Below are 21,162 nucleotides of genomic sequence, written 5' to 3' on the forward strand. Positions count from 1 at the left end.
CGATCCGGATGGCCCGCAGGTAGCCGCCGTTGTAAGTGACGTGGGTGACGATGAGACATACCTTTTTTTACTCACTAATTACCAACGGACAAATTGATCTTCGACAAAGCCCGTTAAGTTACTGACCGTATAGCACGCCCCATCAATTTCTACACGCCCATTAAAGCGACCAAAGATCTGTCGGAAATGACTTTTGAGCAGGGGAAGTTGAAGTTTTTCTTTGTGAAGACCCAGTGGCGTAAATGTCAGCTTAATGCGGCCATCTAACGTGCTGACTTGCCAGGGCTGAAGCACATCTTGGGGGTCAAACTCAAAAGTTGCTGAGGCTAAGGAAATACATTGCCCAGAGATCCATACACAGTTTTCACTGAACGTGGTCTCGTTCACGCCAGTTGAAATATTTAAGCCCAGGGTATGTTCAATATTCGATTCATCGCGAACAAGCCCTGACAGACAGGCCCAGTTCCACCAGGTTTCTCGTCGCATAAAGCCGCAAGAGAAGTCGTGATGCCCCATCGCACCGAGCTCAGCGAGATCATACCGTTGGCCGCGCCAGATCAACTCACCCGTTAGGGCGAGCCCTGCGGTTTTATTGGCATAAACCCAGCCGTGATAGCCCGCACGGGTGGTCAGCGACATGGGTTGAAAGCCGCTTTCGGGCATACGTGCGTCTATGAATAGCTCATCGCCAATCTGGAGCCTGAGCGTTTTAACGCGGGGCTCTGCTTCGTAGCCTTGAAGTACCGTGAGGTCGGCGGCGTTAAACGCACTCTGACCCGCCACAGGGCTAGTGGATAGTGACATTCCCACGTGGCCCGGGCGCTTGATGCTGCGACTGAATAACTCACCGGTGTTGGTGTCGAAGAGATAAGCAAAGACTGAGTTGCAATAGCCTAAGTCGATCAATGCACAGCCAAATACAAAGCGCTGACTCATCCCGCCGAAGTATTGAAATTGCTTATATTTCAGGGCTTTATCTAAAGCGCTTCGGCGCCTTCCAAACGCATCGGGGGTGATGTCATGCCGCCCGTTAGCGTCTAAGACGCTGTCCTCAAAATAGCCAAATTGGATCTGGCCATTGCGAAGAATATGGTTAGCGCTAAGGCTCAAGTGAAGTCGCTCAATAACTTAACAAAGGCATCCGACTGGGGGTGTTCACGGACAATCTCCAGCAGGGAGCGTCCCTGTTGATTACGTGCCTGAACGTCGCGACCAGCGGCTTTGAACATGACTAAGAGCCGTTGAAAATCCGCTGCGCGCATATGCTTGTACGCCGTCATTAAGACATGAAAATCTGCATTTTCGCCGGCGACCGGGTCGCGACTGAGATAAGAAGCAACGCGTTCGTCACTCCAAGTTTCATCAAATGTAGCAGGTTGCGAGAGCGCCATATCGTGTTCCTAAACGTTTTGCGGAGGATTGAGAATCTGTTCGAGCTTATTGTCCTTCTCTTCCCAGATGCTGCCAATCCATAACTGAAAATTGTCTCTAAAAATGGGGTCTTCTTCATACTTCCCCTGACAATACGCTGCGGGAATAGGGCGTGTCTCGATGTCGATAACAATCCGCTGAACGCGTCCACAGCATAAATCCCAGAAGCTGGGTGTTCCTTGCGGGTAGGCAATGGTTAAGTCGAGCAGGCAGTCCATGCGCTCGCCCAATGCACTCAACACAAAAGAGGCGCCCGCTGACTTAGGTTTCAGGAGGTGTCGGTAGGGTGATTGTGTCTGTTCATGTTTCTCCGGCGTTCGCCGGGTGCCTTCAAGAAAATTCAGCACACTCACGGGGTAGTGCTGATACTTCTCACACGCTTTACGGGTGGTTTCTAAGTCCTTGCCACGGAGTTGTGGATGCTTAGCCAAAAACTCGCGGCTGTAGCGCTTCATAAACGGATAGTCCAAGGCATAGACCGCCAAGCCGATGATGGGCACATAAAACAGTTCTTGCTTAAGAAAATACTTCAGCGGCGGAACGCGGCGATTAAGCACATGGAAAGACGCCAAAATATCGACCCATGTTTGATGATTGGCAATAACAAAGTACCAACGGTCACGCGTTGGTGAGCTGCTTCCCCGAACATCCCAATGTATCGGGGGCAGTAACTTGAAAATTTGCGCATTCATGGCAGTCCAATTTTCCTGGATACCAGACAGGATGCCGCGCGTCACGGTAGCGGAGGCCGGCCAAACATGAGCCATTAATTTAAGCGGACTCGCCAGCAAAATGAGGATGGCTGAGAACGTAATCGCGCCCACAATTAACAGACCAACAATGATGCCCAGCAGAGGGGCTGGAAGAAAGGCCAGCATCCGACAACAATCCTTTAAGGGTTAACGGGTCATGAGTATGGATAAGCGCACTTTGCTGCGCAAGAAAATGGCCACCGAGAGCCGATGAATACCCGACCTAAGTGATGCATGGCGTCAATTGTGATGAGCCAATCAGTCATTGGCGAATGTCTGCTGAACTCTCTACTATCGCGACCGATTAGTCACAGATCAGTTATGTCGTGAGGAGATGAAATGGCAGGTCCATTAAGTGGGTTAAAAGTACTAGATTTTTCGGGATTATTACCGGGGCCATTTGCCAGTTTAATGCTGGCGGACTTGGGGGCGGATGTCTTGCGCGTAGAAGCGCCATCCCGTCCCGACATGGTTCGCCTGATGCCGCCTTATGCCAGTGATGGCACCTCGGCAGCACATGGCTATCTGAACCGCTCGAAGCGCTCGATTGCCATCGACTTGAAGCAACCCGAGGGTTTGGCGATTGTTAAGCAACTCGTTGCTGAATATGACATTGTCATTGAACAGTTCCGTCCAGGTGTAATGGACAGACTGGGTGCTGGCTACGAAGCCCTGAAAGCGGTCAACCCGCGAGTGATCTATTGCTCAATTACGGGCTACGGTCAAACGGGTCCGTATAAAGATCGCGCGGGCCACGACCTTAACTATTTAGCGATTGCGGGGGTGATTGGCTACAACGGTCGCAAAGCCTCCGGCCCGGCGCCTATGGCGGTTCAAGTAGCCGACATTGCCGGTGGCTCATGCCACGCGGTCATTGGTTTGTTAGCGGCTGTTATTCACCGGCAAGCGGCGGGTGAGGGGCAACACATTGATATTTCGATGACAGATGCCGCCTTTAGTTTGCACGCCCTGACAGCGCCAGGCGCACTGATGGGCGCTGATCAGCCAGCGTTAGAGACAACCCAGCTCAATGGCGGCACGTTTTATGATTGCTATGAAACCGCTGATGGCCGTTATTTGTCTGTGGGCGGATTAGAACCCCAGTTCTTTATGCAATTCTGTGCTGCGATTGGCCGCCCAGAGTTAGCGCCTGAAGGTTTAGTGATGTTGCCAGAACGTGTAGCAGCGTTAAAGCAAGCGCTTCGCCAAGCACTGAAGACTAAGACGTATGCGGAGTGGTCGGCCATTTTTGCGGCCATGGACTCCTGCACAGAGCCGGTACTGAGCTTCAGTGAAGCCTGTGAGCATCCGCAGATGCAGGCGCGTGGCATGCTGGTCGATGTGCCGCAGCTCGATGGTGGCCGTCAGCGTCAACTGGCATCACCGTTCAAGTTCTCGGCAACGCCACCGAGCTATCAATACGCCGGCGTGATCCTGGGTCAGCACACCGACGAGGTTTTGGCAAAAGCAGGGCTAACGTCAGACAGTATTGCGCAGCTCAAAAGCAAAGGGGTGGTGGCGTAAGCCATCCAGCCGAAGAGGCCACGCTGAGCGCGGCCTCTTTCAAGCTCTGCCTTCATGCATTTTCAATGGATGTGATCGGGGTGCTCAGATAGGGCTGGATCGGTAATGCCCAACTCGCGCCTGAAAGTCTGAATGAGCTCATGAGAGTCCGTGTCATCGGGATGAAAATCAGGTCGGTAGTAGCGCAGCAACTCCGGTATAGCTTCCGACAGGAAGCCATGGCGACCCCAGTAGCTCTCCAGAAAGCGCTTCCAAGAAGCCAGATTGAATAGCTGCCCATCTTGGCGCAAGCAAGCCACCATCCCATAAAAAACTACCGGTGCTATGCCTGCCGAGACTGCCGTCATGGCCATCGCGCGTGTCAGATAGCCACCACCGGTGCTTTGGTACACATCAAAAGCCACGGCACGATGCTCAATCTCCTCCATGGCATGCCAGAGGATAAGTGCCTTGGCTCTATCATCAATAATGCTCGATCGAAAATCTTCTCGGCGTGCGATTTGACTGCCAATAACGCCCGTGAAATGTTCAGCCGCAGCTGTCAAGGCTAAACGAAAGCGTTTCGGCAGATAGCGATTGCCGAGACGGCGAGCTTGATCAGCAGCCCTGTCCAGGGAAGTGACGTCAATACCCTGCCGCTTGAGCTCTTCGTTAGCGGCATAGTGTTCTTTGCCATGCATGGCCTCTTGGCCGATAAAGGCACCGATATCTTTCTGGAGTCGATGATCCTTTACCTGATCACGCATGTCCCGCACCGAGTCAACGAAGAAGCTTTCACCCTCGGGGAAATACGCCTGAAAAGCCAGCCACATCATAGTCGGCACAGGGTCATTGTTAACGAAGTATTTGTTAATCCCGCGCAGATCAAAATCCATGCGACGCACGGGAAAGCTGGAGCCTTGCTGATGGATGGATACCGGATTGAAAAAGCTGGACATAACGCTAGCCTCGCGATGGAGTGATGTATGAGTTGATGGCTTCATGATCGACAACTATTTCCGGCGTTTCATGTCGGTGGAATGCCTGAAAAGGTGTGGTGTTTTGATGCTCCATAAAGGGGAAGAACGGTGGCACCCAGCGAGGCCAACTCATGATCCGTGCAGCGACCAATGCCGGAACCGCCACCGGTATCCACGACGATCTTGCCCGCGAACAGACCAGGGCGCAGGGCTGATTGATAGTGTGTATTCATGCCTGTGCCTGTGGTTGGGCTGGCAGGGTTGTACAAGCGCGCAGCACACCAAGATAAGTCCAGGGTTCGGGGACGTAGTTGCGGGCACGCAAGGTTTTGTGCAGTTCGGGCAGACGGTAATACGGACAGGCTGCCACCAGATGATGCTCTTGGTGGTAGTTGATGTTGAGGGCTCCCATGGTCAGGCCGCTCAGCAGGCTGGTGCGAGTGGTGCGGGTGTTGCGCAGCGTGTCCGGCACGATTTCCAGGCCGGCATGCTCGGCCAAGGAACGAATCCGCACGATGAGCATGAAGGGGATGAGATAGGCCAGCACGAAACAGGCATAGAGCCAGCCATGGCCGGTCGCGGCCAACACCATATACAGCAGCGCATTAGTCAGGGCCGTGGGCCAGAAATCCTGTAGGAAGGTAGTGACATGGCGGTGCAGGGGCCAACCCGCGTTATTGGCGCGCTCAGCAATGGCATCTGACCACTTCAGAACGCCCGCACTCATCAGCGTACGCCCAACTAAGAACTTGAGACCCGTTAGGCCAATTAGATCGCGCAGGAACTTGCGCGTCATGGAGGCGCGGCTTACCGGCAAGGCGCTATATAACGGCAGGTCGGGGTCGAAAGATGCTGTTGTGTTGGCGTGATGCACCATATGGTGGGCTCGGAACTTGATGACATCGTTCCAGACGATTTTGGCGGCCGCCCAGTTGGTGAAGACATCGTTCAGCCAGCGGGTCTTGAACAGCGTCCCGTGAGAGGCATCGTGCATCAAGGCGACTAGGCCGAGGTGGCGACCGGCCAGAATGACAAGTCCGGCTGCCAACACGAAGGCGGCGGCCCACTGTGGCAGATGATCCACGGCTAGGGCCATGGTCGTCATGGTCATGCCAATACCCGCCCAGACGGAAAACACTCCCCACAGCCCTCTGGCGTCCGAGCGTGCTCGAAAATACTGGATTTCCTCCTTGCTGAGAAAGTCTGTCACTTTGCGTTTGTCTGGCTGATAGGCGGTGGCCGCTGCTGGGGTCGTCATGTCAAATTTTTCTCTTAAGTCGCTAGGCTGCCAATAAAGGCTACATATAAATTCATCAAACACATTATTACGAAGCATTCCATAAAAAAGCAATAAGTGTTTTTTTATGTAGCAACTTATATGGTAGCTTGCGACTTGCAGGGCACAGCGATAGGTCTCGCCAAGGAGTTTTTCCCAATGAAAATGATGAACACCGCAAGCCCCAAAGATTTGATTCTCAACATACTTTCCGCAAGTGAAGGACGCCCGTTGCAAACCCGTGAGGCCGTCGATGCCTGCGCTTTGTTTGGCCTGCGAGCCAGTAGTGTGAGAGTTGCCTTGGCGCGCTTGTGCGGAGCTGGTGTGATCGAGGCCATTGGCCGTGGTGCTTACCAGTTGGGGCCTACAACCGCAGGGCTGGTTCGAGAGCTGGGGTCCTGGAAGTCCATGGAACAGCGGCTGAAGGAATGGACTGGCGCTTGGGTCATGGTTTGCTCGGGGATGCTGGGGCGCGTTGATCGCCCGGCGCTGACCCGGCGTCAGCGCGCACTGAGTCTGCTGGGCTTCAAAGAGCTGGATCGCGATATTTATGTAAGGCCAGACAATCTGGTGGGTGGCGTCGAGGCTATCCGCGAGCGCCTGCGGCGCCTGGGTCTTGAGCAGGAAGCTTTTGTTCTACTTGCCTTTGATTTGGGTACTGAGCGAGATGCGCAAGCGCGTGCGCTATGGGATGGCCAGACTCTGAATGCCAGCTATCGGCAGACGCGAGAGCGGCTGGAGCACTCCCTCGCCAAAATGGATGAGCTGGAGCCCGAGGAGGCTGCACGCGAATCTTTCCTGCTGGGCGAGGCTGCCATTCGGCAAATGATCTATGACCCGTTGCTACCCGCGCCGTTGATCGACGAGGCCGAACGCCGGGCTTGTCTGGCCGTGGTTCGTCAATACGATTTGATCGGCCACAACATCTGGCTGCAGATTTCAGGTGCCCGCTTCGGCGAGAACAAACCTAGTTTTAGTGTTGCCTTGAACTAATTTTTACTGTCACCCCTACATCACCTGGAGCCACCCATGGATAACCTGAGAACGATGATCTATGAGGTCACCGGCCGTATCGCCCGCATCACGCTTAACCGGCCTGCGCGCGGCAACGGTATTACCATGGACATGCCACGCGAGTTGGCAGCTTGCGTGGAACGCGCCAATCTTGACCCGGCAGTTCATGTCATTGCGCTTGCGGGTAATGGCACTGGATTCTGTGGTGGCTATGACCTGATCGACAGCGCTGAATCCTTGAACTTCGAACACCAGAGCAAGAGCGACTTGCCGTCAGGATCTCCAGCAGACCCACTAGTGCAAATGCAGAACCACATTCCCGGCCAAGTCTGGGACCCCGTCATTGATTACCAAGGCATGAGCCGCAATGTGAAAGGCTTTATGAGCTTGTTTCACAGCGACAAACCCGTAGTTTGCAAGGTACACGGCTTCTGTGTTGCCGGCGGCACCGACATGGCGCTTTGCTCGGACCTGTTGGTGATCGCCGATGACGCCAAAATTGGTTATCCACCGGCGCGCGTCTGGGGCTCGCCAACCACTTCAATCTGGTTTCACCGCATCGGCCTGGAAAAGTCCAAGCGCCTGCTCTTTACTGGCGACTGCTTGTCCGGCAAGGAAGCGCGCGAATGGGGGTTGGCTATTGAGTCAGCACCGCCGGAACAGCTGGATGAACGCTTTGAAATTTTGCTCGAACGCATTGCTCGCATGCCGATCAACCAACTGGTGATGATGAAGCTGCTGCTCAACCAGTCGGTGTCGCAACAAGGTCTGCATACCACCCAGATTCTTGGTACGGTGTTCGATGGCATTACACGTCACACGCAGGAGGGCTATGCCTTTCAGCAACGCGCCGCTGAGGCTGGCTTCAAGCAGGCTGTACGCGAGCGCGACGAGCCCTTTGGTGACTTCGGGATGTCGTCATTCAAGGGATGAATTTTTGCCGTAGAACAAAGAAAGTATGGTGCCCGAGACCGGAATCGAACCGGTACGACCGTTAAGTCGAGAGATTTTAAGTCTCTTGTGTCTACCAGTTTCACCACTCGGGCAGAGTGATTGCATCAGCGACAATGATGCTTTTTTCATATGGAGGCTGAGGTCGGAATCGAACCGGCGTACACGGAGTTGCAGTCCGCTGCATGACCACTCTGCCACCCAGCCAAAGGTGTGAGCTCTCTTGCGAGAGGCGGCATAATAGCCATGTGATTTGAGGGCGTCAACCAAGCAAATGCTAGCTGCTCAGGAATTAGGCTAAGTTTGTCATGGTCTGTGTAAAGGATCATTTTTTAAGATATGAAATGCCTACACAACGCCACTTTTGACTCACACTGCCTTACAGTAGACTGCGATGAATCCTAGCAACCTTGGCCTCCTTTCATGATGTCTGCCGCTCTGCCTGAACTTGACGATGCCTGGCCTGTTCCGCCCCAGTCAACTCGCCTGCCTTACAGTTTTGCGAAACGCCACGGTTTAGTTCTCCGCATCATCGATGAAGAGAATTGGTGCCTGCTGGCACGCCCTGATTGGCGCTTGTCATCGCTCGCGGAAGCGAGGCGCCTATTGGGTCGCCCTGTGTATTGCCGACCAGTCAATGAAACCGAGTTCAATGAAGCGCTGGCGCAAAGCTATCAGGGTGATGCCGGCGACTCCATGCAAGCGGCCGAAGGCATTGGCGATCACATCGATTTAGAGAAGCTGGCGGATCTGGTGCCAGAAACTGAAGACCTGATGGATCAAGAAGATGACGCGCCGATTATTCGTCTCATCAATGCGATTCTTCAGGAGGCCGTTCGCGAAAATGCCTCGGATATTCATATTGAAACCTTTGAGCGACGCCTGTCTGTTCGCCTGCGGGTCGATGGCGTGTTGCGCGAAGTGCTTCAACCTCGTCGCGAGTTAGCTCCATTATTGGTGTCGCGTATCAAGGTCATGGCGCGCTTAGACATTGCAGAAAAGCGTGTGCCTCAAGATGGCCGCATTTCCGTTAAGTTAGCTGGCCGCGAAGTCGATGTTCGTGTGTCCACCATGCCATCCAGTGCCGGCGAACGTGTCGTGCTGCGCTTGCTCGATAAGCAAGCGGGGCGACTAAATTTGTCGAGCCTGGGCTTAAGTAACCGCGATCATGTGGTATTGCAGGAACTTATTTCTAAGCCCCACGGCATCATGTTGGTCACCGGCCCCACGGGTTCCGGAAAAACAACGTCCTTGTATGCTTCATTAACTGAGCTCAATGACTATTCGCGCAACATCCTGACCGTGGAAGACCCCATTGAGTACCAACTCGACGGCATTGGTCAGACTCAGGTCAATACCAAAGTGGATATGACCTTTGCGCGTGGGCTGCGTGCCATTTTGCGCCAAGATCCTGATGTGGTGATGGTGGGTGAAATTCGTGACCGTGAAACCGCTGATGTTGCCGTTCAAGCGTCGTTAACGGGCCATTTAGTGCTGTCCACATTGCATACCAACTCAGCCGTTGGTGCGGTTACTCGCTTAGTGGATATGGGCGTAGAACCGTTTTTGCTGTCATCTTCGCTGATTGGCGTGGTCGCCCAACGCTTGGTACGCGTGCTCTGTAACCAGTGCCGGGAAGCCCATACCGCAGATCATGCCGAGTGTGAATTGATGGGTGTTAATCCACAATTGCCGCCGACTATCTACCGCGCCAAGGGTTGCGTCAGCTGCAACCAGCGTGGCTTTAAAGGTCGTACGGGCATCTATGAAGTGATTTCGGTGAATGATGAAATGCGCCGACAAATTCATGAGCGTTGTGGTGAGCAGGAACTGGAAGCCATTGCGCGACTTCATGGCCCTAGCATTCGTGCTGATGGAATGAGTAAAGTACTGGCCGGTGTAACGACTTTAGATGAAGTGCTACGAGTCACTCGGGAAGATTAATGGCTGTTTTTGATTATGTCGGTGTGGATGCACAGGGTAAGCGGCAGAAGGGCGTTCTAGAAGGCGAGAGCGCCCGTCATGTGCGACAGCTCTTGCGTGAAAAAGGCTGGGTGCCACTGCAAATATCCGCCGCATCCGACAATTCAGAAAGCAATAACCCCGGTTCGGGGTTTAATTTTTTAAAGCCCCGTCTTAGCGCACAAGACCTAGCCATGATTACCCGACAGCTGGCGACTTTGGTCCAAGCGGGTCTGACGCTAGACGACGCGCTCAGAGCGGTCGGGCAACAAAGTGAAAAAGTCACCACCAAACGTATTCTCACTGCCGTTCGAGCCAGGGTCGTGGAAGGCTATAGTCTTGCGCAAAGTCTGGCTGAGTTTCCCCAAGCCTTTCCGTCGCTGTACCGCGCTACAGTGGCTGCAGGTGAACGCTCCGGACATTTGGATTTAGTCTTAAATCGTCTCGCGGATTACACCGAGTCTCGTTATGAAACGCGGAAAAAAGTGCAGGGCGCCCTGATTTATCCAGCCATTCTGACGGTGCTTTCGTTGCTCATTGTGGTGGGTTTGCTGACTTATGTGGTGCCGGACATTGTTAAGGTGTTCGATAATCAAGGCCAAGCGCTACCGCTGATTACTCAGTTATTGATCGCCGCCAGTGATGGCTTACGCGCACATATCGGCAAGCTCTGCCTGCTGCTGCTGGCTGGCGCATTCTTGTTTAATCGCCTACTGCAAGGTGAGGCATTTAAAGCCCGCTGGCACGCTTTTCAATTGCGTATTCCTGTCGCTGGACGTCTCATTCGGGATGCTCAGTCCGCCCGATTTGTTAGCACCCTCGGCATTTTGACGCGTAGCGGCGTGCCCCTAGTCGATGCGCTGCGTATTGCGGCCGACGTGATAGATAACATTCCCATGCGCCAGGCAGTGTCTCAGGCTGCAGATCGTGTCACCGAGGGTGGTCGATTAGCACCAGCGCTAGACCAGTCAAAGCTATTTCCCGCCATGATGGTGAATATGATTGCCAGTGGTGAGACCTCCGGCGAACTCGATGACATGTTGCATCGCACCGGGGTCATGCAGGAAAAATCACTGACGGGCAGCATTGCCACCATGGTGGGTTTATTCGAACCCATGATGTTATTGATGATGGCAGGTGTCGTTTTGGTCATTGTTCTCGCTATCATGCTGCCCATTGTGCAGATGAATAATCTGGTTAATTAAGGAGCAGCTCATGTCGTCATTAAAGCGTCGCGCGCAACGCGGTTTTACCCTTATCGAAATTATGGTGGTGGTTGCCATTATTGGCATTCTCGCCCTCATCATTGTGCCCAATGTGGTGGGCAAAGATGATCAAGCTCGCGTGACCTCCACCAAAGCCAGTTTGAGCGCGGTGGCCAACGCTTTAGAGCTGTATAAGTTGGATAACTACACCTATCCGTCAACCGAATCCGGCTTAGATGCTCTGGTGACGCGTTCACCCGATGCCCGCGTATTCCCCGATGGGGGTTACTTGAAAAAACTGCCGGTTGATTCATGGGATAACCCCATCCAATACGTTTCGCCCGGCAGCAACGGCAAGCCCTTTGATCTCTATTCCTTAGGTGCAGACAATGCCGAGGGTGGCGAAGGCTACGCTGCAGATATTTACTTCGAATGAAGCCATGGCGACTCCGCTCACTAGCATCTCGCGGCTTTACGCTGATCGAGGTGCTGTTGGTGGTCGTCATTATTGGCGTGCTGATGGGTGTGGCGGTGGTGAGTTTAAACCCCGAAGATCCTGCACGCCGTCTGTTACGCGCTCGTGAGCAGATGCAAGGCCAATTAGGGCTGGCGCGGGTGATTGCCGAGCGCGATCAAATTGAAGTGGGTGTCAGACTACTGCCTGAATCGTGGCAGTTTTTGCGTTTTCGTACCTCAGATCGTAGCTGGGAGATCATGAGTGACGAGCCCGCGTTTAAAACCAAACCCTATCCTGGGTTGACGTTTGTTTGGCAGGATGCAGACACCAAGACCGTTCCTGCCGCAGCTTCATCGAACAAACGTAAAGGCGTATTCCCCGACTTTTTAATGATGTCTAGCGGTGAGGCGACGCCCGGAATTATTCATTTCTATGCGAGCAATGATGCTCGTGGGCTTGAGGAGTCACTCACGCTCACCGATATAGGCGATGCGGTCGAGACGGAACGCCTAAACGATAGCAACGCAAACCTTAAATCAGATGGCCCCGACAGCAACGCGAGTGAGACATCCCTTGCGCCGCGCTAATAGAGGTTTTACGTTGATTGAGGTGCTTGTTGCTCTCGCCATTTTCGGCGTGGTTGCGCTAACGCTTTTAAACAGCAGCCGTGATCAAACGCGTCAGGCTTCCGCGCTGGAAGATCGTCTGCTGGCACATTGGATTGCCTTAAACACGCTCACAGACTTACAGGCCAGTAGCGACTACCCCGAAGTAGGCGTCATGGACTCCACGGCCGTGATGGCGGGTAGAGACTGGTTTGTCACTATATCCGTGTCATCTACGCCTAGCCCGGCAGTCCGCCATCTCGATATCTCAGTTGCCCCCTACGACCCTATTGCAGGGAAGGCGGGCAATGATCTGGTCACCGAAGTCGGCTTTCTCCGCCAGCGAGGAGCCGGGCTATGACCGCTTTTTCACCCCGAGCGTCATCACGCGGTTTTACCCTCATCGAGCTTTTAGTCTCGATGGCTATTCTCGCGATTATTAGCTTAGGCGCGTATAGCTTTCTTTCCAGCACCAGTGCTACAGCCCTCCGTGTCCAAGAGCGCCAGGCCAAACTGCTAGCCTTAGCGCGCTTACAAGGCGTGATTGCGCAGGATTTATCGCAATGGGTGAATCGACCGATTCGCGATGAGTTGGGCGATGCCTTGCCGCCGTTTGTATTGGAGCCAGATGGATCGCTGGAGTTCACCCGTCGTGGCTTAAGCAATCCGTTGGATAAGGCGCGCAGTGATTTACTGCGTGTGCGCTATGAAATGCGCGGTAGGCGACTGTGGCGTCTGACGTGGAATACGCTGGATCGGCTGCCGGGTCAAAAGCCCTTGGCGGCGCCTCTCGGGCCTAAAGACGTGACGCTGCGCTGGCGCGTTCAGGCCGCTCCGAGTTCGCCCGTCTTGTCGCTATGGCCAGCGACCACGGCAGGTGCTAACGCGTCGAACCGAAATGTGGTCACTGAGGGGGCTCCAGAGGTGGTGGACTTGCAACTTCAAGTGGCGCCTTGGGGCGAAATCCGCCGTGTCTTTTTGTTGCCTAGCTATGACGCCCTTTAAGTTAACGCCTAAACACGTGCAAGCACGAAGCAGCCAGCGTGGCGTGGCCTTAATCACGATGATGCTGATTGCCGCTTTAGCCACGACGCTAGTGCTTGCCATGATTGGTCGGCAGAGTCGCCTGCAGGCCGAGATTGGGGCTCAGTTTCAACAAGATCAAATTGCTGAATACGACCGTGGCGCAGAGTATTTCGCCATGGCGGCCCTGAAAGCGGATAGCGATGATGGCAATAAAACCGATCATCCCAATGAGTATTGGGCTCAACCGTTTCCCGCGTTTCCCGTGCCAGGAGGTGTCATTGCGCCCACGGTGCGTGATGCTCAGGCACGCTTCAACCTCAACAGCCTGATCAAAAATAATCAGGTTGACCCCGTGAGTTTGCGATTCTTCAAACAACTCCTAGAACAGCTCGCCATTCCCGTAGAGCTCACCGATAGCCTGGTGGACTGGTTAGACGAAGATAGCTTACCTACGGGCAGCTCTGGCGCCGAAGACGATTTTTACCTCCGACAAAACCCCGCTTATCGCTGTGCCAATCGCAGCCTCAGTACCTTCTCCGAGTTGCGCCTTGTGAAAGGCTTTAGCAGTGATTTATTGCGCCAGTTGGCACCTTACGTGACGGTACTGCCATCGTCCGCACGCAGCTTAAATGTGAATTTCTTGTCGCCTGGATTATTGGAAGCCATGGTGCCCGGTTTGTCGCCAAACAATGCGCTAGAATTGCTGCAACGCAGACCCGCAGATGGCTGGGAGTCTGTGGAGCAGTTTTTGGATAACCCTGTTTTTGCTTCGGCTACCCCAGAGGTACGCGCTGGCCTACAGCAGTTATTAAGTGTTGATTCGCAATATTTCGAGCTGTACACGCGAATTCGTTTTGGCAAGCGGGAACGCTTGCAGTGGTCTTTGTTATCGCGCAAAGATGGGCAACTAAAAATGATCGCCAGTGAACGCAACCCATTATGGGTGCCAGATAATGAAGCGGCAGCCATGGGTAACACTGAGTCGGATAAGGAAGAATAATGGACACCTTGTTTTTGCGCTTGCCAGCAACGGCATCCGAATCGATACAAACAGTTTGCTTTCGCCAAGGCCATTGGCAGCGACTGGGGGCATGGGCGGTAAATGCTGACTTAATGCAGCAGTGGGAGTCGCTGCGGGATTTACCCGTGGTGTTAATTACGCCTGTGGGCATGGATACCACGGTCATTGTGCAAGCATCTCCCCGTCAACGGCGCGAAGCGGGGGCTGCCTTGGTGGCACTCGCTGAAGATTTCGTGGCCGAGGACTATGAACGTCTGCACTGGACACTTGAAAGTATCGATGACCAGCAAGTGTTAGCCCGTGGCATTAATAAGCAATGGTTACTGTCTTGGCGTGACCAACTGCGAAGCCATGGCCTCAATGTTTGTGCCGCCATTCCAGAGTCCGTTCTGTTTGGCCAAGATCATGACACTTGGTTATGGCTGCCTGCCGGTGGAAATTCGGTTTACTGGCGAATGGAGTTAGGGCAGGGGGCTGTGGTTGAACAAAACGACATCGCCCTATTGATGGAAGCCCAGCTGCAACGAACGCCATTGTCTGGCTTTGTGCGCCTGCGTTATCCACAAGGCGTCGAGCTGCCAGAGTTACCGGAGCGTGTACAACCCGCTGCCGCTCCTTGGCAGGATTGGACTGACGTGTTGAAGACGCAAAATAGTCGTTACTGGTTACAACATCCGCAGAACTGGCTAATGGGTGAGTTGGCGCAGAAAACGTCTTCCCCGAATCAGAAACGCTGGCGATGGGTGGCTGCTTTAGCGGTATTCGCCGTCATTCTGCAGATTGGGCTTACTCGACTTGAGACGCATCGCATTCAGCAGCAAACCGTCGCTGCCCGTGTGGAGTCAGAGGCTCTATACCGCTCAGCCTTCCCTGAAGATCGCCGAATCATCAATCTGGCGCGTCAATTTAATGCCAAAAAAGCGCAGGCGAGTGCCGTAGACCCTACACAGTTGTTGCAACTGTTAGCGCAGACCGCCCCGAATGCGGGCAGTCAGATTGTTAAGTTGGAATACCAAGATGCAGCGCTTACACGGGTAGATGTCATTGCCCCGGCCTTGTCTGATATCAGTCAATGGTCCGCACAGCTCACCGCCGCTGGTATCAGCACCCAAGTGGATAATTCCCGCTTCGAAGCCGGCATTGCAAAAGCAAAGTTGCAGTTACGCGTTAGCACGAGAGGCCAATAATGTTTATTGCACAACGCCAAGCCCTTCAAAATGCATGGTTGTCACGCTCTGCGTCGGACCGACGTATATTGACTCTACTGGCACTCGTGATGGTCCCCGCGATATTAGTGGGCGGTCTCTTGATCCCGGCACAGCGTGCCCAAGAAGCTGCTGAAAAGGAGTTTCAGCAGGCGTCCCAACTCTTGAATGACCTCCGTCAACATATCCCAAGTATGTCGGGCACTGGAGGCGTCTCTACCGTTGCTGCGTCAGCGTTACCGCAACGAGTGCAGCTCTTGGCCAGCAATGCTGGTTTAGCTTTAGAGCGTATGGAGTCAGATCCTGCAGGGGTGCGACTGGCTATGAAAAACGTGAAGTTAGCCAGTGTGATGACTTTTTTCCAACAATGTCGCAGCCAAGGCATTCGCGTTTTGGAAGCACAAATTACGCGTGATACGGCCACTAACACGAATCAAGTCCGGCTAAGACTCAGCGTTTAAGCGTCTTTCAGAGTAAAAAAAACGGCCCGAAGGCCGTTTTTTTACATGTTGGGGTAGTTTGGACCACCACCACCTTCAGGAACCACCCAATTAATATTCTGGGCTGGGTCTTTGATGTCACATGTTTTGCAGTGAACGCAGTTCTGTGCATTGATCTGGAAACGCTTCTCGCCAGCGGCTTCTACGATTTCGTAGACGCCTGCCGGGCAGTAGCGCTGAGCCGGTTCCGCATAGAGCTTGAGGTTCTTGGTCAGCGGAATGCTGGCATCTTTCAAGGTCAGGTGGATCGGCTGATCTTCTTCGTGGTTGGTGTTGGAGATAAACACCGACGACAGTTTGTCGAAGCTGATCTTGCCATCCGGCTTCGGATAGTCGATCGGCGTGTGGAACGAAGCCAGATCGAGCGTCTTGTAGTCGGGAGTAGTGTCGTGGATGTTGAACGGCAGCTTGCCGTCAAACAGATTCTGCTCCACGAAGTTGTATGCCGCACCCATGAAGGTTCCCATGCGATGCATGGCGGCGCCGAAGTTGCGCGCCTTGTACAGTTCTTCGTACAGCCAGGACGCTTCGAACTTATCAGCGTACTCAACGACTTCATCGCCACCGCTACGGCCGGCTTTGAGTGCGTCGAAAACACCTTCAGCAGCGAGCATGCCCGACTTCATGGCGGTGTGGCTGCCCTTGATCTTGGAGAAGTTCAGGAAGCCTGCGTCATCACCAATCAACAAGCCACCGGGGAAGGTCAGCTTAGGCAGGGAGTTGAGACCACCCTTAACCACCGCACGCGCACCGTAAGAAATACGCTTGCCACCTTCCAGATACTGCTTCAGCACTGGGTTGTGCTTGAGGCGCTGCATCTCGTCGAACGGCGACAGGTAGGGGTTGTGATAGGAGAGGTCGGTAATTAAACCTACGGTGACCTGATTGTTTTCAGCGTGGTACATCCACCAGCCACCCGTCGAGCCGGTTTCGGTGAGTGGCCAACCAGCGCCATGCATAACCAGACCTTCTTGATGCTTAGCCGGGTCAATTTCCCAGAGCTCTTTGATGCCAATACCGTAGTGCTGCGGATCGGAATCTTTATCTAGCTCGAAGTGACTGATCAGCATTTTGCCGAGATGACCGCGGCAGCCTTCAGCAAATAAGGTGTATTTGGCATGCAGTTCGTAACCTGGCGTGTACGAGTGCTTGTGCTCGCCAGTACGGGAAACACCCATATCGCCGGTTGCTACGCCACGCACGCTGCCGTCTTCGTTGTACAGCACTTCTGAAGCGGCGAAGCCAGGGAAGAGCATGACTTCGAGCTCTTCTGCCTTGGTGGCCAACCAACGCACCACATTGCCGAGGCTAATGATGTAGTTGCCTTGGTTATGCATAGGCTTAGGAATAATCCAATCGGGCGTTTTAATTGCGCCAGTTTGGCTGGTCAGGAAATACACTTCATCGCCTTTCACAGGCACATTGAGTGGAGCACCTTCTTCTTTCCAATTGGGAAAGAGTTCTTCCATAGCGCGTGCTTCAAACACCGCACCAGAGAGAATGTGTGCGCCAAACTCAGAGCCTTTTTCAACCACACAAACAGACACTTCGTGACCGCTTTCAATGCTCAGCTGACGCAAACGGATGGCGGCCGACAGACCTGCAGGACCACCACCGACGATGACAACATCAAACTCCATCGCTTCTCTTTCCACGATGTACTCCTTCAAGGCACCCGAATTCACGGGAAAATGAACTGCAAACCGTTTGCAGGCTCGCTTAAGTTAACTGGCATAGTATAAAAGGGGTGTTTGCTACAGGCCAATGATTTACCGCACAAATTGTCCGGTTTTTCTTGGACAGACCTCCGTCAAGGCCGCCCCGAACCCGTGAGAACATGAATATGACAGGCGAAGACAAGAAACCCTCCTTACGCAGTGATCCCATGCAAATCGCCCGACTCATCCAAACTGAAGGCGGAGAGAAGAAATTACCGCCTATTCATCTCTGGAACCCAGAGTTTTGCGGCGACATTGATATGGAGATTAAGCGCAACGGCCAGTGGTTTTATATGGGCACACCGATTGGCCGTCCTGCGCTGGTGAAGCTATTCAGCTCGGTCATGCGACGTGAAGACGATGATGCGTATTACTTAGTCACGCCGGTAGAGAAAGTCCGAATTCGCGTTGAAGATGCGCCTTTTCTCATTACCTTGGTCGAGCGCATTGAGCGAAACGGCTCACTTTTTTTGCAGTTGACCACACAAACAGGTGATGTTGTTATCGCAGGAGAGGAGCATCCTATTTGGCTGGAATATCATGAGGATGAGCCACATCCCTGCGTACATATCCGAGATCGCTTACATGCCCTGATTGGCCGTAATGCCTACTACCAACTCATCGAGTGGGGGACAGCAAGAGACAACGCAGACGGTCGGCAAGAATTGGTTGTAACAAGTGCCGGCGCAACCTTTGTGATCGGTCATTTCTAAGCGCCGGCACTTCGTTTTAGTTATGCCGCAATGATTAACCGGACAGCATAGAGCGACATTTGCAGTCGCTCTAGTGCCGCCAGTCCCTCGGCAACGCGCTGTTGCTGAGCTTGCACTTCGCTATCACGTACCGATGGATTTACCTTTTGTAGGGCTTGGAGGCGTTGTAATTCGCCACCTTCCAGTGCCTGCCAAGCCGCCTGCGCGGTAATCAAACATTGTGCTGCCTGAGACTGAGCCTCTGTTTCTGCCCCCTTGAGCAGCCCTTCGGCATCATCGCGATGCGCTTTAATCACCGTACGCGCCAGTTTGTTTTCCGGTACGTCTAGCTGTCGGGCCAGTGATGCGGCATTAACCTGTGGGGCTAGGTTGCGCCCCTTATTGTCGATCAGTAGGCGTAAGGGTTCGGATGGCAGAACTCGGTCCAAGGCTAAGCCCTTTGGCGCCTGTGCGGTGGCCTGATACCAGGCTTCCAGCAACAGCGTACCGGGCTTAATGGACTTATTACGCAAAACGGCGACTTGCACACTGCCTTGGGGGGCCGTCTGCATCCACTCCAAGACACCATGCACCATGGGATGTTCCCAGGTCAGGTATTGCCACTCTTCATGCGCTAATGCGGTGGCACGATCGGCACAGACGGTCATGCCATCCGGATCGAGCCCAGGGAAGGCATCAATGAGCTGGTGCTCGCCGGGTTGTAAAATCCAGGTGCGTGGAGACCCGTGATCTTCGACATGCACGCCAAACGCTTCCCAAGCAGCCAACATAAACTCATCGAGGCGCGTATCGCTATCCTGAGCAGCAAGGGCAGCGGCGAGGGGATCTGCCAAGTCACGACGACAGGATTGCAGTTCAAGTAAACGATCGCGGCCTTCTGCCAACTCGTCTTCCAATGTTTCTCTGAGGGCAACGGCCTTTTCAATCAGCTCATCGAGGTCGGCTTCCGGAGCAGATGGCTTCAGCAGCGGCTTTAACTCATCTAAATAGTGTTCATGCACGGTCGGCGCCGTGGGCGAGCAGCGTGAAAATACCGCTAGAGCTTCCTGATACCAGCGCAACAAGCGGGCTTGAGCAGAGCCCGCTAAGTAGGGCACATGAAGCTGAATGGTCTGTGTTTGCCCAATACGATCGAGGCGACCGATGCGCTGTTCGAGCTGATCGGGGTTATCGGGTAAGTCAAAAAGCACCAGATGGTGGGCAAACTGGAAGTTACGCCCCTCAGAACCAATTTCCGAGCACAGGAGAATTTGTGCGCCCATTTCGGGCTCAGCAAAATAAGCAGCAGCTCGGTCGCGCTCCAGCAGATTCATGCCCTCATGGAACACAGCGGTGCGAATGCCTTCCCGCAGACGCAGCCAATTCTCCAAGGCCTCGGCAATAGGAGCGGTACGGGTGATGAGCAAGCATTTATCGCGCTTATGTGACTTCAGCCATGCCGCAAGCCACGGTAGGCGAGGGTCGTCCGCAAGCCAAGTGTCTTCATCCACACGGGTTTCCGGCCAAATTGCGCCTTTATTCACCCAAGGTGCGAAGCTTTCTGGCACGGGCAGACTAACCAAGTGGCTGACACGCTCGGGGAAGCCACCCACGGCGGCACGTGTATTTCTAAACAACACACGACCTAAGCCATGGCGGTCCAAAAGCGCATTTAAAGCCAGCTCACGACCTTCGTTGGTGCTGAGATCGAAACTCAGGTCAGACAACAGGTGGTGTAAATGTTTTTGGGTTTCTGCGGAGACTTTGCCCGATAACAGCGCATCGGCCAGATCGCGAGTGTCGCGCCAGCTATCGTGTTCATCCAAGAATGCATCCAGCGATGGATAGCGCGCCGGATCCAGTAAGTGCAGGCGAGCATAATGACTTTCCACGCCCAATTGCTCGGGAGTGGCTGTCAGTAGCAATAAACCCGGTACACGGGCTGAAAGCAGTGAAACCACTTCATATTCAATGCTGGGGTCTTCTGGCGACCAAGCCAGATGATGCGCCTCATCCACCACTAACACATCCCAAGGGGCATCTAAGGCGGAGGTCAGCAAATGCGGGTGATCGGTCAGCAAAGACAGCGGTGCAATCACCATTTGCTCACTTAGGAACGGGTTATCGCCGTCTTCAATGAGGCTAGCGCAGCGTTCTAAGTCAAACAGGCTAAAGGCCAGGTTAAAGCGACGACGCATCTCCACTAACCACTGATGAACCAAGCTGTCGGGCAGCAAGATCAATACCCGCGAGGCTCGCCCTTGCTGAATCTGAGCATGCAAAATCAAGCCTGCTTCAATGGTTTTCCCCAAGCCCACTTCATCGGCCAATAACACACGCGGACTCAGGCGCTGAGCAACCGTTTGGGCAACCGAGAGTTGGTGAGGAATGAGGCCAATTCGGGCGCCCAGCAAACCTCGTGCGGGATGTTGCGAGAGCTTTTGCTGCTCACGAATAGCATTCAAACGCAGCTGGAACCATTGCTTTCCATCCACCTGCGCTGCCAATAGTCGTTCACGTGGTCGTGACAAACGTAAATCGGCAGACAAACGGGTTTCCATTAAATCCTTGGTGTTCCCGGCCTCATTAACGACGCCATAACAAAAAAGCCCATGGCGCTCTTGCACACTTTGCACAACCCAATGCCCACCTTCGGCATCTTCAACTTTATCGCCCGCACTGAATTGAATGCGGGTGAGTGGCGCATTGGCTCGGGCATAAACACGAGTCTCTTCGCTGCGCGGGAACAACACGGTCATGGCGCGGGCATCCGCCTCCATAACAACGCCGAGTCCAAGTTCAGGTTCTGCGTCAGATATCCAGCGCTGCCCTAGGGCAGGAGTGTTATTTTTCATGAGGTTAGC

General features: G+C 53.8%; 20 protein-coding genes, 2 tRNA genes and 1 pseudogene. 13 read left to right on the top strand and 10 right to left on the bottom strand.

The window, feature by feature from the left end:
* Positions 1–78: 78 nt before the first annotated feature.
* The 3 genes from A8710_RS07290 to A8710_RS07300 are packed head-to-tail and all read right to left on the bottom strand — an operon-like array spanning position 79 to position 2,309.
* A complete protein-coding gene (locus A8710_RS07290; RefSeq protein ID WP_068859242.1) occupies positions 79–1,110 on the bottom strand; it encodes a DUF2804 domain-containing protein in 1,032 nt (343 codons plus the stop codon).
* A complete protein-coding gene (locus tag A8710_RS07295; RefSeq protein ID WP_068859245.1) occupies positions 1,107–1,391 on the bottom strand; it encodes a PA4642 family protein in 285 nt (94 codons plus the stop codon). Before A8710_RS07295 ends, A8710_RS07290 begins: the two co-directional genes overlap by 4 nt.
* A gap of 9 nt (positions 1,392–1,400) precedes the next feature.
* Positions 1,401–2,309 carry an acyltransferase gene (locus tag A8710_RS07300; protein ID WP_068859248.1) on the bottom strand — a complete coding sequence of 303 codons (909 nt, stop codon included), beginning with the start codon at positions 2,307–2,309 and terminating at the stop codon, positions 1,401–1,403.
* A gap of 213 nt (positions 2,310–2,522) precedes the next feature.
* On the opposite strand from A8710_RS07300, the gene A8710_RS07305 reads away from it, so the two are divergent.
* Positions 2,523–3,707 (top strand): CaiB/BaiF CoA transferase family protein, encoded by a 1,185-nt coding sequence (locus A8710_RS07305; RefSeq protein WP_068859251.1) that lies wholly within the window; start codon positions 2,523–2,525, stop codon positions 3,705–3,707.
* Between the two features lie 62 nt (positions 3,708–3,769).
* Here the strand turns inward: A8710_RS07305 and A8710_RS07310 are convergent, their stop codons facing one another.
* The 3 genes and pseudogenes from A8710_RS07310 to A8710_RS07320 all read right to left on the bottom strand — a co-directional run bounded on the left by A8710_RS07310 (position 3,770) and on the right by A8710_RS07320 (position 5,924).
* Complete coding sequence (locus A8710_RS07310) at positions 3,770–4,645, bottom strand: metal-dependent hydrolase (RefSeq protein ID WP_068859253.1); 876 nt, start codon at positions 4,643–4,645, stop codon at positions 3,770–3,772.
* A gap of 122 nt (positions 4,646–4,767) precedes the next feature.
* Positions 4,768–4,899: pseudogene (locus A8710_RS07315) on the bottom strand (2,4-dienoyl-CoA reductase); the annotation flags it as partial.
* Positions 4,896–5,924, bottom strand: coding sequence for a fatty acid desaturase family protein (locus A8710_RS07320; RefSeq protein ID WP_068859259.1), 1,029 nt, complete (start codon positions 5,922–5,924; stop codon positions 4,896–4,898). The pseudogene A8710_RS07315 and the gene A8710_RS07320, both read right to left, overlap by 4 nt.
* A 177-nt stretch (positions 5,925–6,101) precedes the next feature.
* On the opposite strand from A8710_RS07320, the gene A8710_RS07325 reads away from it, so the two are divergent.
* Both A8710_RS07325 and A8710_RS07330 read left to right on the top strand, forming a co-directional pair.
* Entirely contained in the window at positions 6,102–6,935 is an 834-nt protein-coding gene (locus A8710_RS07325; protein WP_157686342.1) for a PaaX family transcriptional regulator C-terminal domain-containing protein, read from the top strand.
* Positions 6,936–6,971: 36 nt separating this feature from the next.
* The gene (locus A8710_RS07330; protein WP_068859261.1) at positions 6,972–7,889 is read left to right on the top strand and encodes a crotonase/enoyl-CoA hydratase family protein; all 918 of its coding nucleotides are present in this window, start codon (positions 6,972–6,974) and stop codon (positions 7,887–7,889) included.
* Between the two features lie 26 nt (positions 7,890–7,915).
* Here the strand turns inward: A8710_RS07330 and A8710_RS07335 are convergent.
* Positions 7,916–8,002, bottom strand: a tRNA-Leu gene (locus A8710_RS07335).
* Positions 8,003–8,040: 38 nt separating this feature from the next.
* A tRNA-Cys gene (locus tag A8710_RS07340) sits at positions 8,041–8,114 on the bottom strand.
* Positions 8,115–8,330: 216 nt separating this feature from the next.
* On the opposite strand from A8710_RS07340, the gene gspE reads away from it, so the two are divergent.
* The 9 genes from gspE to gspM are packed head-to-tail and all read left to right on the top strand — an operon-like array spanning position 8,331 to position 15,849.
* Positions 8,331–9,851 (top strand): type II secretion system ATPase GspE, encoded by a 1,521-nt coding sequence (gene gspE / locus A8710_RS07345; RefSeq protein ID WP_094078679.1) that lies wholly within the window; start codon positions 8,331–8,333, stop codon positions 9,849–9,851.
* Complete coding sequence (gene gspF / locus A8710_RS07350) at positions 9,851–11,074, top strand: type II secretion system inner membrane protein GspF (protein ID WP_068859263.1); 1,224 nt, start codon at positions 9,851–9,853, stop codon at positions 11,072–11,074. The genes gspE and gspF overlap by 1 nt, the downstream gene beginning before the upstream one ends.
* Positions 11,075–11,084: 10 nt before the next feature.
* Positions 11,085–11,510 (top strand): type II secretion system major pseudopilin GspG, encoded by a 426-nt coding sequence (gspG, locus tag A8710_RS07355; RefSeq protein WP_068859266.1) that lies wholly within the window; start codon positions 11,085–11,087, stop codon positions 11,508–11,510.
* The gene (gene gspH, locus A8710_RS07360) at positions 11,507–12,118 is read left to right on the top strand and encodes a type II secretion system minor pseudopilin GspH (RefSeq protein WP_068859269.1); all 612 of its coding nucleotides are present in this window, start codon (positions 11,507–11,509) and stop codon (positions 12,116–12,118) included. The genes gspG and gspH overlap by 4 nt, the downstream gene beginning before the upstream one ends.
* Positions 12,105–12,497, top strand: a complete 393-nt coding sequence (gene gspI / locus A8710_RS07365; protein ID WP_157686344.1) for a type II secretion system minor pseudopilin GspI — start codon at positions 12,105–12,107, stop codon at positions 12,495–12,497. Before gspH ends, gspI begins: the two co-directional genes overlap by 14 nt.
* The gene (gspJ, locus tag A8710_RS07370) at positions 12,494–13,141 is read left to right on the top strand and encodes a type II secretion system minor pseudopilin GspJ (protein WP_068859275.1); all 648 of its coding nucleotides are present in this window, start codon (positions 12,494–12,496) and stop codon (positions 13,139–13,141) included. Before gspI ends, gspJ begins: the two co-directional genes overlap by 4 nt.
* Entirely contained in the window at positions 13,128–14,162 is a 1,035-nt protein-coding gene (gene gspK / locus A8710_RS07375; protein WP_068859278.1) for a type II secretion system minor pseudopilin GspK, read from the top strand. The genes gspJ and gspK overlap by 14 nt, the downstream gene beginning before the upstream one ends.
* A complete protein-coding gene (gene gspL, locus A8710_RS07380; RefSeq protein ID WP_068859282.1) occupies positions 14,162–15,370 on the top strand; it encodes a type II secretion system protein GspL in 1,209 nt (402 codons plus the stop codon). The genes gspK and gspL overlap by 1 nt, the downstream gene beginning before the upstream one ends.
* Entirely contained in the window at positions 15,370–15,849 is a 480-nt protein-coding gene (gene gspM / locus A8710_RS07385) for a type II secretion system protein GspM (RefSeq protein WP_068859286.1), read from the top strand. Before gspL ends, gspM begins: the two co-directional genes overlap by 1 nt.
* 41 nt (positions 15,850–15,890) lie before the next feature.
* On the opposite strand, the gene A8710_RS07390 is transcribed toward gspM, so the two are convergent.
* Positions 15,891–17,543, bottom strand: coding sequence for an electron transfer flavoprotein-ubiquinone oxidoreductase (locus tag A8710_RS07390; RefSeq protein ID WP_406609591.1), 1,653 nt, complete (start codon positions 17,541–17,543; stop codon positions 15,891–15,893).
* 188 nt (positions 17,544–17,731) lie between these two features.
* Between A8710_RS07390 and A8710_RS07395 the strand changes: the two genes are divergently transcribed.
* Positions 17,732–18,319, top strand: a complete 588-nt coding sequence (locus A8710_RS07395) for a DUF1285 domain-containing protein (RefSeq protein WP_068859288.1) — start codon at positions 17,732–17,734, stop codon at positions 18,317–18,319.
* A gap of 20 nt (positions 18,320–18,339) precedes the next feature.
* On the opposite strand, the gene rapA is transcribed toward A8710_RS07395, so the two are convergent.
* A complete protein-coding gene (gene rapA / locus A8710_RS07400; RefSeq protein ID WP_068859291.1) occupies positions 18,340–21,153 on the bottom strand; it encodes an RNA polymerase-associated protein RapA in 2,814 nt (937 codons plus the stop codon).
* Positions 21,154–21,162: the final 9 nt, after the last annotated feature.

The organism is Perlucidibaca aquatica (genome assembly GCF_001676655.1).
Taxonomy (GTDB): domain Bacteria; phylum Pseudomonadota; class Gammaproteobacteria; order Pseudomonadales; family Moraxellaceae; genus Perlucidibaca; species Perlucidibaca aquatica.